The organism is Lysinibacillus halotolerans, assembly GCF_003711845.1.
Classification (GTDB): Bacteria; Bacillota; Bacilli; order Bacillales_A; family Planococcaceae; genus Ureibacillus; species Ureibacillus halotolerans.
On record NZ_RHLQ01000019.1, the window covers coordinates 1 to 14,025 of the forward strand.

At 35.0% G+C, this 14,025-nt stretch carries 11 protein-coding genes; 3 read left to right on the forward strand and 8 right to left on the reverse strand.

Annotated features, from left to right (window positions below):
* Positions 1-161: 161 nt before the first annotated feature.
* Together EC501_RS09095 and fumC are read right to left on the reverse strand one after the other, a co-directional pair.
* Positions 162-1,112 carry a carbohydrate kinase family protein gene (locus EC501_RS09095; protein WP_122971973.1) on the reverse strand — a complete coding sequence of 317 codons (951 nt, stop codon included), beginning with the start codon at positions 1,110-1,112 and terminating at the stop codon, positions 162-164.
* A 129-nt stretch (positions 1,113-1,241) separates the two neighbouring features.
* Positions 1,242-2,633, reverse strand: coding sequence for a class II fumarate hydratase (gene fumC / locus EC501_RS09100; RefSeq protein ID WP_122971974.1), 1,392 nt, complete (start codon positions 2,631-2,633; stop codon positions 1,242-1,244).
* Positions 2,634-2,983: 350 nt separating this feature from the next.
* Here fumC and EC501_RS09105 point away from each other — a divergent pair, with 350 nt between their 5' ends.
* Together EC501_RS09105 and EC501_RS09110 are read left to right on the forward strand one after the other, a co-directional pair.
* Positions 2,984-4,057 carry a YeeE/YedE family protein gene (locus tag EC501_RS09105; RefSeq protein WP_122971975.1) on the forward strand — a complete coding sequence of 358 codons (1,074 nt, stop codon included), beginning with the start codon at positions 2,984-2,986 and terminating at the stop codon, positions 4,055-4,057.
* Between the two features lie 24 nt (positions 4,058-4,081).
* Positions 4,082-4,306: a sulfurtransferase TusA family protein gene (locus tag EC501_RS09110; RefSeq protein ID WP_122971976.1), complete on the forward strand. Its 225-nt coding sequence runs from the start codon at positions 4,082-4,084 to the stop codon at positions 4,304-4,306.
* Between the two features lie 95 nt (positions 4,307-4,401).
* Here the strand turns inward: EC501_RS09110 and EC501_RS09115 are convergent, their stop codons facing one another.
* The 4 genes from EC501_RS09115 to EC501_RS09130 all read right to left on the reverse strand — a co-directional run bounded on the left by EC501_RS09115 (position 4,402) and on the right by EC501_RS09130 (position 7,397).
* A complete protein-coding gene (locus EC501_RS09115) occupies positions 4,402-4,713 on the reverse strand; it encodes a hypothetical protein (protein ID WP_122971977.1) in 312 nt (103 codons plus the stop codon).
* A gap of 81 nt (positions 4,714-4,794) precedes the next feature.
* Complete coding sequence (locus EC501_RS09120) at positions 4,795-5,346, reverse strand: SLOG family protein (protein WP_122971978.1); 552 nt, start codon at positions 5,344-5,346, stop codon at positions 4,795-4,797.
* Between the two features lie 96 nt (positions 5,347-5,442).
* Positions 5,443-6,636 (reverse strand): ornithine--oxo-acid transaminase, encoded by a 1,194-nt coding sequence (locus EC501_RS09125; protein ID WP_122971979.1) that lies wholly within the window; start codon positions 6,634-6,636, stop codon positions 5,443-5,445.
* Between the two features lie 185 nt (positions 6,637-6,821).
* Complete coding sequence (locus EC501_RS09130; protein ID WP_122971980.1) at positions 6,822-7,397, reverse strand: TetR/AcrR family transcriptional regulator; 576 nt, start codon at positions 7,395-7,397, stop codon at positions 6,822-6,824.
* Positions 7,398-7,536: 139 nt separating this feature from the next.
* Here EC501_RS09130 and EC501_RS09135 point away from each other — a divergent pair, with 139 nt between their 5' ends.
* Complete coding sequence (locus EC501_RS09135; RefSeq protein ID WP_241559309.1) at positions 7,537-10,647, forward strand: MMPL family transporter; 3,111 nt, start codon at positions 7,537-7,539, stop codon at positions 10,645-10,647.
* Positions 10,648-10,691: 44 nt separating this feature from the next.
* Here EC501_RS09135 and EC501_RS09140 read toward each other — a convergent pair whose 3' ends face one another.
* Together EC501_RS09140 and EC501_RS09145 are read right to left on the reverse strand one after the other, a co-directional pair.
* Complete coding sequence (locus EC501_RS09140; RefSeq protein WP_122971981.1) at positions 10,692-11,858, reverse strand: MFS transporter; 1,167 nt, start codon at positions 11,856-11,858, stop codon at positions 10,692-10,694.
* 1,758 nt (positions 11,859-13,616) lie between these two features.
* Entirely contained in the window at positions 13,617-14,018 is a 402-nt protein-coding gene (locus tag EC501_RS09145) for a hypothetical protein (protein ID WP_122971982.1), read from the reverse strand.
* Between the last annotated feature and the right edge of the window lie 7 nt (positions 14,019-14,025).

The window sequence follows — 14,025 nt, forward strand, 5'->3', positions numbered from 1 at the left end:
AATTATCTTACTCATAAAAATTCTCCCGTTCATAAATAGTATGTTAAGTATAACGGGGTAGTTCATTGAAGAAAATAGAAAAACCCCGAATAGGTCCACTTTTTTTAAAGTGTCCACTATTTGGGGTTCAGTTCAAATATTGGGTCGACCCTCTTTTTTGCTTAAAATTTTTCTAGTTCATCCAAAGTTGGTAATGCTTCGATGGCACTTACTTTTTCACAAACTTTCGCGCCGACTTTATTGGCGAAAGAAATAATCGTATGCCATTCGTCAAAGGTTAAGTTATGAGGGTTATTTACTTTACCTAATTGGTATAATACTGCCCCAACAAATGCATCGCCAGCACCAGTCGTATCAATAGCTTGAACGGGTATGCTAGGAATTGTTGTTGATTTACCGTTATAGGAAAAATATGTACCTTCTTTTCCTAAAGTAACAGCAATACTTTTCGCGCCAAACTGATGAAGTACGGTAACGGCTTTTGCTATTTCTTGTTCATTTGTTAATAGATAAAGTTCCTCATCACTAACCTTTAAAAAATCACAGTTGGAAATGAATTCATTGGCTAATTGGATAAATTGCTTTTCTTGTCCGCTCCATAAGTCAGATCTAAAATTAGGATCAAAGGAAATATAGCTGTTGTTTTCCTTTGAATCTACTAGTATCTTTTTATAAGTTTCCTGTAATTGTCCTGGAAGGAGGGCAGTAGCTGAACCAAAGTGAACAATGTTCATTTCTTTAAAGAATTTATTTGGCACATCTTCTGTAGTTAAATAAGCATCGGCTCCCCGATTGAAAACAAAGTCTCGTTGGCCATCCTTTTGTAACGAAACAAAGGCAAGGGTAGTAGAGTGGGAAGGGTCTTTTACTAATAGATCCGTATGGACGTTTTCACGAACGAGGGTCTCCGATAAAAATTCTCCAAAGGGATCATCACCAACTTTACCACAAAAGAAAGCTTCTCCACCTAACTTTGCAATAGCTACACAGACATTTGCTGGAGCTCCACCGGCTTTTTTCGTAAATGTTTGAGTTTCTACTAATGTTGTATTCACTTCGTTACTAAAAAAATCGATAAGCAATTCGCCTATACATAAGATAGGTTGATTCATTGTAAAGCTCCTAACTTTTAGTAGTTTTATTTCATTATAAAGTTATCTTTAGTAAATCGATAAGTTATATTCTTCAATTAATTAAAAAGTGTCCCAAAACTACCTGGGACACTAATGAGAAATATAAACTTATTCTGCGTTAGGATAAATCATTTTCTTTGGATCGATATATTCTTCAAATTGTTCTTCAGTTAAAAGACCTAAAGAAATAGCTGCTTCTTTTAAAGTAGTTCCTTCTTTATGGGCTTTCTTTGCAATTTTCGCCGCATTCTCATAACCGATATATGGGTTTAATGCAGTGACTAGCATCAATGAATTTTCTAAATTGCGCTCAAGAACTTCTATATTTGGTTCGATGCCAATTGCACAGTTATCATTGAATGATTTCATCGCATCAGCAAGAAGGCGAGCAGATTGCAAGAAATTATAAATAATAACCGGTTTAAATACGTTTAGCTCAAAGTTCCCTTGGGAAGCAGCAAAGGCAATAGTAGCATCGTTACCTATTACTTGAGTGACAACCATGGTCATGGCTTCGCTTTGGGTAGGATTCACTTTACCAGGCATAATAGAGCTTCCTGGTTCATTTTCCGGTATCGTAATCTCACCAATACCACTTCGAGGTCCGCTAGCAAGCCAACGAACATCATTGGCGATTTTCATTAAGTCTGCTGCTAGTGCTTTTAATGCGCCATGGGCAGAAACAATTTCATCATGGGATGTTAACGCATGGAATTTATTTTCAGAGGAAGCAAATGTTATACCAGTTAAATGGCTAATTTCCTCGGCAACCATATCACCAAATTTAGGGTGAGCATTGATTCCAGTCCCTACTGCAGTACCACCAATTGCAAGGTCTTTTAAAAATTGTGTGTTAACCATAATCATTTTTTCTGATTTCACAAGCATGTGGTGCCATCCGCTAATTTCTTGACCTAATGTTAATGGTGTCGCATCTTGTAAATGGGTACGACCGATTTTTATAATATCTTTAAATTGCTCTGACTTTTCTTTGAAAGTGGCCTTTAATAATTGAAGTCGAGGCATTAAATAGTTTTCAACCATTTCCACTGCAGCGATATGTAAGGCAGTTGGGAATGTATCGTTTGAACTTTGGGATTTATTTACATCATCATTTGGATGAACCCGTTCCGTAACGCCTTGTGCTTCCAACAATTGATTTGCACGGTAAGCGATTACTTCATTTACATTCATATTGGATTGTGTACCACTACCAGTTTGCCATACGACAAGGGGGAATTGATCGTCCCATTTACCTGAAAGGATTTCATCAGCAGCAGTAACAATTGCTTCGGTTTTAGCTTTTGATAATTTTCCTAATTTTTCATTTGTAATAGCGGCAGCTTTTTTTAATGTTGCGAAGGCACGGATAATTTCAATCGGCATTGTTTCTTGCCCGATTTGGAAATTTTCTTTACTTCGTTGAGTTTGAGCACCCCAAATTTTATCCGCTGGTACTCGTACTTCTCCAAGAGTGTCTTTTTCAATACGATAATCCATTCTATCAACTCCTTTATTCATTATATGTACAGTGTACATCAGATAGTATACAGAACACAAAATGGCAAACCTTTAATAGATTTGCCATTACTCAAAAGAAATATTCGAGAATTCTGAGGGGTTCATCTCGAAAAGTAGTATTACTACGATAATGATAATCATTATCAACGGGAATGTCAATATTTTTCATTCGGAATTATCAAATTATTTGTTTGTAAGTAATAACCATAAAAATATTAAAATAGACCTATTTTCGTGGACTGGAAAAAAATAAATCTTGTAACATATGAATAGGGAATGTATTATAATCATAGTGATTTACTAAGAATTAAATGTGAGAGGTGAGAAAAATGACATACTTAATTATTACCGGATTACTTTGTGGAGCATTGTTAGGTTTTGTAATGCAAAGGGGCCGCTTTTGCTTAACAGGTGGATTCCGTGATATGTATATAGCAAAAGATAATCGTATGTTTTATGCGTTATTAGTTGCAATCGCAGTACAAAGCGTAGGCGTATTTTTATTAATCGATCTAGGTATATTTGAATATTCAGCAGGTTCTTTACCAATTTTATCAGTCATTATTGGGTCCTTTATTTTTGGGATTGGTATTATTTTAGCCGGCGGATGTGCAACTGGAACTTGGTATCGTGCAGGCGAAGGATTAATAGGAAGTTGGATCGCATTAGCTGGATATATGTTAATGAGTACAATGATGCGTACAGGTGTATTTGGTCCGTTTAATCAACAAATGCAACAAAGTACTGTATTACCTAAAAACTCAATTGCTGAAACATTTGGCATTAATCATTGGTTTATTATTGTTCCATTTGTTTTAATCGTAGCGTTTATTTTATATAAACAATTAACGAAACCAAAAGTAGCTATTCCATCATTGAAACCAAAACGTACTGGATTAGCACATATATTATTTGAAAAACGTTGGAATCCCTTCGTTACTGCTACTTTAATCGGTATTATTGCATTCATCGCATGGCCATTAAGTGCAGCAACAGGACGCGTATTTGGATTAGGGATTACTACACCTTCTGCTAACATTTTACAATACTTAACAACAGGAGATGAAGGTTTCCTAAACTGGGGCGTATTTTTAGTGTTAGGAATCTTCGCGGGTTCATTTATTGCTGCTAAAGCAAGTAAAGAGTTCCGTTTCAGAATGCCTGATGTAAAAACAGGTATTAATAGTTTTATCGGTGGTAATTTGATGGGTGTCGGTGCAAGTCTTGCTGGTGGATGCTCCATCGGGAACGGTTTAGTAATGACTGCTATGATGACATGGCAAGGTTGGATTGGACTTGTCTTTATGATTTTAGGTACATGGACTGCATCATATTTCGTCTTTGTCCGTCCACGCCAAAAAGCGATGGCTGCAAAATTAAAAGAACAAGTTACACCTGCATAATCTTATATTAAGGAGGACTTTTACATGCAAAAGAAATTAGAAGTAAAAGGTATGGTTTGCCCATTCCCTTTAATCGAAGCACAACAAGCGATTGAAGAAATTAACTCTGGGGACGAATTAGTGGTAGAGTTCGATTGTACACAAGGTACGGAATCGATTCCACGCTGGGCTGCTGAAGCAGGTCACACAGTAACAAATTTTGAACAAATTGATGAAGCTGCTTGGTCCATTTCAATTCAAAAGAAATAAAGATAAATTTAAACACCGCTTGTCAGCGAAGCTTCTTAGCTCACAACAGGCGGTGTTTTTAATTGATATTCACTTTTTTGTCACCTCAAAAAGTATTAAATAATTTTCACATAAAAATCTTTGCCGTTATTTAAACCATCTACACTTAATTTTTTAATATTTTGGTAGTAATTTATAATGCTTCTTGCAAGGCCAGAGTAGCCATTTAAATACGTACCAGGGGCAATTTGTTTTCCAGGATTATGGAAATCAAAATAAAGTTTTATGTCGTGGGACATATGATCCAATATTTCTACAAAGTCTTCATGGGGAATATGAACACCCCGCGTGTAACAACATTCTCTTTTATAAGTATGGTGGGGTACATTGATTGGTTTTGGTTCATTTACCAGTCTGATTTTTTCCATAGCAACAGCTCCTTTACAAATAATCATTTTTATTATAGCAAAAAATGCTTACAAATGTCTGAAAATTAAGTAAATTATTTATTACCAATCTTCCCTCTGCATTTCCTCAGCAATTACTTGAAGATCATAAGCATTTATTTCTATTATGTTATAGTTATGCAAATCGGCGTACTTTTGTGCTAGGTTTTTTACGTATTTAGGAGAGCCTTCATTTTCTTCATCGTAAATTAATAGTAAGCTGTCTGTATTTTGAATAATAAACTTGTCCTTTTCAATGAATTGCCAAGGTGCTTCATAGGGACGTTTCGTTACGCTTGTCACAAAATCAGCGTGGCTAACAATATATTGATATTTCAGTTGCTTTTGTTCGTTCCAATTTTTCTCTTGTTCTAAAAATGGGGTAATAATCGAGTATTTTATATTATCATATTCCTTTTTTAGTTCGATTATGACTTCAGCTGTCCATGTTTCTACACCTTGTTGGCCGCTAATGACCACCCATTCAAGACCATCCTCTAGTAATATTCTTAGTTCATTTTCAATTGCCTTTTTAATAATCGGTATTCCAGGATGACGATCGTTAAAAATTCCAAGTTCGTGGGGGCGATATCCAGTAACATAAATCGTTTGCATTTTACTCTCTCCTAAAAATTTATATACTATGTATCTTAACGTAAAAAAGAGGGTATTCGGAAATAATCCGAATACCTTCTTTACATTCTATTTATTTTAAGCAAATACAGCTCTAATTTTTTCAAGTGCCCAATCAATTTCTTCTTTTGTAATGACTAAAGGTGGGGCAAATCGAATGACATAGTCATGGGTTTCCTTACATAATAGTCCTAACCCCATTAATTGCTCACAATATTTACGGGCAGGTTCTGTTAGTTCCACACCGATAAATAAACCACTACCACGAACTTCTTTAATTGTTGGATGGTTGATGGAACGTAATTGTTCTTGGAAGTAGTTACCTAATTCTAATGACCGTTCCGTTAATTTTTCTTCTTCAAGTACTTCTAAAGAAGCGAGAGACACGGCGCAAGCAAGTGGGTTACCTCCGAATGTTGAACCGTGGGAACCTGGATTTAAAACACCAAGTATATCACTATTTGCTACCACAGCAGATATAGGCATAACACCGCCACCGAGGGCTTTACCTAGAATGATAATATCTGGAGTTACTTCTTCCCATTGATGCGCAAACATTTTCCCAGTACGGGCAAGACCTGTTTGAATTTCATCCGTAACGAATAAAACATTTTTTTCTTTACATATTTGTTCAGCTGCTTTTAAGAAGCCTTTTGGAGGCATTACAATACCAGCTTCTCCTTGAATAGGTTCAACGATGAAAGCTGCTGTGTTTGGAGTAATCGCAGCTTTAAGGGCATCCGCATCACCATAAGGAATAAGTTTAAATCCTTCTAACATTGGACCGAAACCACGTTGATATTCTTTGTCAGAAGATAAGGAAACAGCCCCCATTGTACGTCCGTGGAAATTCCCATTACAGCCGATAATTTCTGCTTTATTTGCTTCTACGCCTTTTATATCATATGCCCAACGACGAGCGACTTTAATGGCAGATTCAACCGCTTCTGCACCGGTATTCATAGGTAAAACCATGTTTTTACCAGTCATTTTCGTTAATTTCTCATACCAAGGACCAAGTTGATCGTTGTGGAATGCTCGAGATGTTAACGTTACGCGGTTTGCTTGATCAATTAATGCTTTTATAATTTTAGGGTGACGGTGACCTTGATTTAATGCTGAATAAGCGGAAAGCATATCCATATATTGATGTCCTTCAGGGTCTTTCACCCAAACCCCTTCAGCTTCTGAAATAACAATTGGAAGTGGGTGGTAATTGTGAGCACCCAGATTCTCTGTTAATTCAATAACGCTCGTTGATTTTGAAGTCATTTCTATTCCCCCTTGAATCGAATTGTAAAAATACCATTGATATTCCTTATAAGAATCAATACAAATTCGGCTCTACTATTCCTTTTCATTTGAAATTAGTAGATTGGAATTTTCAGTATCTTGCGATTAATATAACATTTCCTATGAAGTCATTCAATATAGGTTAGGTGGGGGAAATGTGTCGCTTAAGAAATACTAGCTTGTCCTTTGATACGTTCTTGTGCTCCTCGTAGTTGATCTTGAATAAATGTATCAATCATTTCAATAATTTCTTCAGGGGTTTGTTCCATTTCTCCTGCTAACCAGCTTTCCACAAGACCACCTAATGAGATGGTATAGAAATGGATAATGAATGATAAATATTGTTCAGATGCTTGTAAATTATTACAATGCTCTTTTACGACACGCTCTAAAATGTTGTGAATGTCAGCATAAAAGAAACGTTTTAAATCTCCTCTTCCTAATGACTGGAGCGCATTTAAGCAAATGGTACGGTTATCATCTAGATAGTGGAAAAGTTGAAGTAAACCTTCTTGCCAAATTTTGGCGCTATTATGAACTGCTAACAATTGAACAGCCTCTTGTTGAAAAGTCCACTTCAATAAGTCATAAATATCCTCAAAATGATAATAGAATGTTTGTCGATTGACATTGGCATTATCCGTAATTTCACGGATGGAAATTTTCTCAATGGCTTTTGATTTCATCATTTCTTTTAATGAATTAGCAAGTATTCTTTTCGTTTCATCACTATGTCTCATTATCCAACCTCATTTTCATTTTTTTAAACAGTTTGCCCCTAATTGTCTATATTGTAATCCATATTGCCATGGTAGGGTAATAGATAGGTTTTTGAATAAAGAGAATAAGAAATGAATGATAAAAGAAAGGTGATCTATTTTGAAAAAATGGCTGAATGTACGTACTGTATCGTTCGTTATTTGGGTAATTATTTCCACTATAATGATTGTAACGATGCCGAATTTGGATTTACTAGTACGGGAAAAAGGTCAAACTGATATTCCAGCTTATACGCAAAGTAAAATAGCATCAGAACTATTAACCGAAATGGAGGATGGAGGAACGGAAACATATCAGTTTATCGCTGTTTTTACTAGTGGAAGTGATAAAGCTTTAAATGATACCCAGCTTAACGAAATTGAAGAAGTTATACAGTCGTTAAAGGCCGATCGTGATGAACTAGGTATTACCGATATGTTGACCCATTCCGATAGTGAAGAAACTAAAAAACAACTCGTTTCTGAAGATGGTACGACGATTTTAACGCAAATTTATGTTAATCATAATCAGGGAACAGTGGAAGAGGTAGCACAAGCTTTACGTGATAAAACGGAAGTACAATCAGTAGATTCCTATTATACAGGTACAGACATCGTACTGGATGACTTCGCCAAATCATCACAAGCAGGAATTAAGAAAACCGAAGTTATCGCGATTGTGTTCATTTTAGCTGTATTAATATTAGTTTTCCGATCACCAGTTGTACCGTTAATTTCTCTTATAACAGTAGGAGTTTCCTATATTGTATCGTTAGGTATTGTTGCGCAATTAGTTGATAAATTCAACTTTCCATTTTCAAACTTTACCCAAGTATTTTTAATTGTCATTTTGTTTGGAATTGGAACGGATTACAACATTCTTTTATATACACGTTTTAAAGAAGAACTGGGGAAAGGTCTCCCGGTTTTAAAAGCTATTACGGAAACTTATAAAACAGCCGGTAGAACTGTCGTTTATAGTGGTATTGCGGTATTCATCGGTTTTATGGCTCTATATTTAGCGGAATTTAAATTGTATCAAGCGACATCAGCGGTAGCCATTGGAGTAGCTGTTTTATTGTTCGTTTTAATCACATTAAATCCATTCTTTATGGCGCTATTTGGCATTAAAATGTTTTGGCCAGCAAAAAACGTTAATGGTCATAGTGAAAACAAGTTATGGCAGTTTTTATCGAAGCATTCCTATTTCAGACCGATTGCAGCATTAGTGATTATCGCAGTTTTATGTTTACCATTTATTATTAAATATACAGGGGAACTAAATTATGATGATTTAGTAGAAATTAGTGATGAGTATGAATCGAAACAAGCAATTTCTGTAATCGAAGATCATTTTCCTTCTGGATTTTCATCACCGACTAATTTAGTGATACAATCGAAAGATTCGCTTGCAACCCAAACAGGATTGCAAGATATAGATCAGTTGGCGGAAGTGATTTCAAAAGTAGATGGTGTTTCACAAGTTTATTCAGTTACTCGCCCAGCAGGAGAAAAGATAGAAGATTTATATATTAAAGAACAAACAAATACATTAAATGAAGGCTTAGGAACTGCACAGGAAGGGCTAGGTACAATTCGTGACGGCCTTTCAGATGCAGAATCTGAACTTGGCAAAGTCGATGAGAATAGCTTTGATAGTGTACAGCAGTTAATTGACGGAACGGCTCAAATGGAACAAGGGGTAGGTCAACTTTCTGATGCTTTAAACCAAGTAGCTGGTGGATATGAAAAGGGTGCTAAAGGCGCAACGGATTTAGCAAATGGTTTAAATACGTTGAAGCAAAGTGTTAGTGAACTAAGAACAGGTGCTTCCCAGTTACAAACGGGTTATGGAGAGCTTGCGCAAGGATTTAGTCAATTCAATGAGTTGTTTACTTCGATGAATAGTGCAATAACAAGTGCAAAACAAGGCTATGCGGCAATTGAACAATCCATGAATGCATTAGTTGCTTCAAAGCCGGAATTGGCTTCAGATGTCAATGTACAAACCGTTATAGGAACAGCAAAAGCTGCAAAAGATCAACTATCTCAATTGGAAGTTAAGCTACAAGAGCTAACACCTCAATATAATTTAGCGGTAGAATCTTTTAAAGAGGCAAATGCTTCGTTTGCTCAAATTACAGGTGGCTTGGAACAGGTGGAGTCTGGAGTAGGACAATTACAATCTGGTGCCAATACTTTAGCTACAGGTCTTGAATCAGGTGTAGATGGAGTTAATACAATTAATTCTCAAACAAGTGAATTACAAACTGGATTATCAACTGTTAATGAAGGTCAAAAACAATTACAAGATGGTTTAACTGAACTTCAAGACAAAATGAAATTATTGCAAGATGGATTAGCTCAAAGTACTGACGGATTATCTGAAATTGGAAATGGCTTATTAGATGCCCGGGAATATTTAAGAGAAGTTAGTAGCTCAGATTCAAATAGCGTATTTTACATTCCACAGGAAGTGTTAGATGGAGAAGAGTTCAAAGAAAGTTTGAATATGTATATGTCAGATGATCAAAAAACAACGAAAATGATGATTATTTTAGATGTTAATCCATATTCAAAAGAAGCAATGAAAGTAATTGAAGATATTGATGAACAAATTAAAGCGACATCGAAAAGCTTAAGCTTTAGTGATGCAGAAATTGCCCTTGGTGGTAAATCAGCAGCGAATGTAGATTTACAACAAGTCTCAAGTGGCGACTTTACTCGTACAATCGCAATTATGATGATTGGTATTGCCATTGTCTTATTCGTGATTACCCGCTCAATTTGGCAACCTTTGATTATTATTGCGTCACTTATATTAGCTTACTATACTTCCCTTGGCCTTTCTGAATTATTGAGCGAAACGATTCTAGGTCAAAGTATATTAAGTTGGAATGTACCATTCTTTAGTTTTATCATGATCGTAACCCTAGGTGTTGACTATAGTATTTTTCTTATGATGAGATATCATGAGTTAGAAGATAAGGGTAGTGTAGCAATTATTGATGCGGCAAAACATATAGGTGGAGTAGTTTTATCTGCCGCACTTATTTTAGGTGGGACTTTTGCAGCGTTAATTCCTTCTGGTATTGTGACATTAATGCAAGTAGCCATTTTAGTGTTAGTTGGTCTTGTGTTACTAAGCTTTATCATGCTACCGGTCTTTATGCCGGCAGTAATGGGGCTTACTGAAAAAACAAAAAATTTGTTTACAAGAAAAAAACAATAAAAAAGATGACTCCTATTCGGAAAAAACCGAAATGGAGTCATTTTTCATTTAGAAGATAATGGACTTTTCCAGAAAAGGGAAAAGATAATGCCGATTACTAAAACGATCGTAGCAAAGTAATAGGGATAGTTAAAATTAATATCGAACAACATTCCACCAATCATCGGTCCCATAATATTTCCGAGACTAGTAAACATCGAATTCATTCCACCAACAAATCCTTGTTCATTGCCAGCGTGTTTGGATAAGTAGGACGTAATAGCAGGGCGAATTAAATCAAAACCGATAAAAACAATACATGATGTGAGCATTACGGACCAATAAGTATTTACAACAGTCATACTAAAAACCAATAGTGCTGAGACAATTAAACTGTATGTTACTAATCCTATTTCACCTAACTTTTTCGTAAGTGGATCGAATAAGATTACTTGGGCAAGGGCACCGACAAGTCCGCCACCCGTTACGAGTAATGCGATATCTTTAGGTGTAAAGTTAAATTTATGGTCGACAAATAAGCTAAACAAAGATTCGAAGGATGCTAAACTAAAAGAGCTAAAAAACAATAATATAAAAGCAAAAAAGTACATTGGAACAAAAATCCGTTTTACGCCAGTCGGTATCTTTTCACTAGTTTTGATGGACTCGCTCGCTTTTGGTTCCTTTAAAAAGAGAAAAGAGATGACGGCGGCAATACAAGCTAAAAGTGCAGCGGTGAAAAAAGGTGTACGTGTACCGAACTCTGTTAATAAGCCACCAATACCGGGTCCGATAATAAAACCGGTATTAATCGCAGCAGACATATACCCAAGTGCTTTTGGACGAGCACTTTCCGTTGTAATATCAGCAATAAAAGCTGTAACTGCAGGCATAATAAAGGCACCACTAATACCGCCTAATATTCGGGAAAGAAATAACATTTCAACCGTCTTCCCTAATCCGAAAAGTAATTCTGAAATACTGAATATGAGGAGACCGACAATAAGTATCTTTTTTCGTCCAAATTGATCTGCCCATTTACCAGTAATTGGGGAGACAATCAGTTGAGCTAGGGCAAAAGCTGCGACCATATAACCCATAATAGAACCACTCAGTGCCATCTCATTCATAATCGTTGGCATAACAGGGATTACTAGTCCTATACCAATGAAAGAAATGAATAAATTGCTTAATAATATGACTAAAGTCATCTTTGATACTCCTGGATTCATAAAGAAACTCCTTTAAACTAAAACCGGAAATTTGTACATACAAAAAATAAACCTTATCTATGTAAGGAAGTCAACTATTTCAGTTCTATGTTCAAAATATGATGAAAATAAAAAGAATGCCTACTAGTTCCGTTCTAATAGGCATTAAATGATCGGTGTAATAATGGATTAGTGGAAGAAACATTAAGCGAAATATTAAATAGAGCAGTGCCTACTCTTCATAGGCGTTAAAGTTAAAAGAAATGTCTTACCCTAGTACTATGGTGACTTTTGGAAAGCGTCTATTCTTAAAAACATCGTCTTTCTCACTCTTCTTAGTTGCTATTAAAATGGGATGATGGATCAATTTAATAGAAATTGAAGTATCCAAAGAGCGTAAGACAAATATTCTAAGAATGTCCTGTCCTCATCGGAATAGTTTTTAGTTCGTATGGAATTCGGATTCCATTTTTTACTTAGTAAATGACCTTGCTTAAATGCTAGCATTTGCAAATTCATTACAAGGAATTTAGCAAATCGTTATCTTCCCACCTAGACAACTTTTGTTTCCTTGCTCTCGACCAAGTTCCCTTTGAATTGCATTTGCGAGGATTATAGCAAAGACATTTTCTATTAAAATACCCTTGATGGAAATGTGAATAAACACATTTCTTAGTTTGATTTTAATAACGATTCCTTTTTTTGAGGGGAAAGATGATGCAAAACGTTTTTTGCTATTAAAAATGAATCTACCTAATGTAGCTTAACGTGTAAAAGGTTTATTTTAGCTTTTTACTTTTTCAGTTTTATTTTCTAATATTTTTTAAAGAGATTCCATTACATTTATTAACTTAAGTCTAGTTTTGAAATTGGGTTTGTTTAGAAAATCAATGAACTGAAAATGATGGAAGCTAATTAAAATTACAACTTATTTCTTCACCTCCTTTTCTTTAACATAATATTCGCTTAATAGATTTTGTTAATGGACATATAGCCATTAGAGGGAAAATATGCTTCAAAATAAATATGAGATTGGGAGGAGAAAGTCTATTTTATAGAAAATTGGGAGAGTGTCTAGGAAGGATAGAATAAGTAGTTAGGTAAGTGACCTGAAAATAAAAGAATAGATTTTTAGTTTAAAAAGGCAGTTATTCTTTTATTAAAAGAGTAGCTGCCTGTTGACATTTCTTTGATGCATTTTAATTTGACATTTTGGAGATATGAGATAGTTGTCTCCGATCACTATACATATTAAGCATTTTTACTTATAACAGATGATGATTACTTGAACAACTTATTTTAGTTATGGAAAAAATAAGACTAAAATTTTGTGACCGAAATCAATAACCAAATGAGTAATACAATCTCTTTAGCCATATTTTAGATTTTACTAAAAGGAAGACAAGGAAGTAATTTTACAGGGTGATTAAGCCAAGCTTTATAATTCCTCAATAGGACTACAATAATTTTTTGACTATCATTAGGCATTTAGTTTTTAGGGAAATAAAATAGCAATTATGACCAAGATAACTAAGGGTAGTATGGACACTTACTAATAATTAGCAAATGATTATGATTTTTAAATGTTGGAAGTATCTGATGTAGGAAATCAAAATACTGATTCAACTTTAATTATATGGAGTTTAAAGATTGTTTTTTAATATCCTTTAATCATAACATAATAAATAATGCCAAGTTCACTATATTTTAAAGGTGACTTGGCATTAGACAGACATGTAAATTTGTTTTAGAAATTAAGAAACAATATATGGAACCATATTATTCACTTATTATTCCTGCTCTTCCTTGTAAATACTTAAGCCCTGCTTCACCTGTCCATTTGGCTCTAGCATAATAGTGATCATCTTCATTTATATAAATATCTTGCGATTCTACTTGTTGATAGTCACCGATTGTCCGTGTATGTACAGATTTGTTTATACCTGTAACCTCTTGCATTATATAAGCATAATAGTTAATATAACTATCATTTTCAGCCCAAAATAAGTCCATTATGTTATCTCCACACCAAACCTGACTTCCAGAATGATCTGAATCGCTGCTAGACACTACTGCGGTTGATGATGCTGCATAGGCATTAAACGAAAAAAACATTAATGTACCAAAAGTGAGAATACTACCAGCTACTTTTTTTCTTTTTAAATTTTTTCTCTTTTCCATACAATCT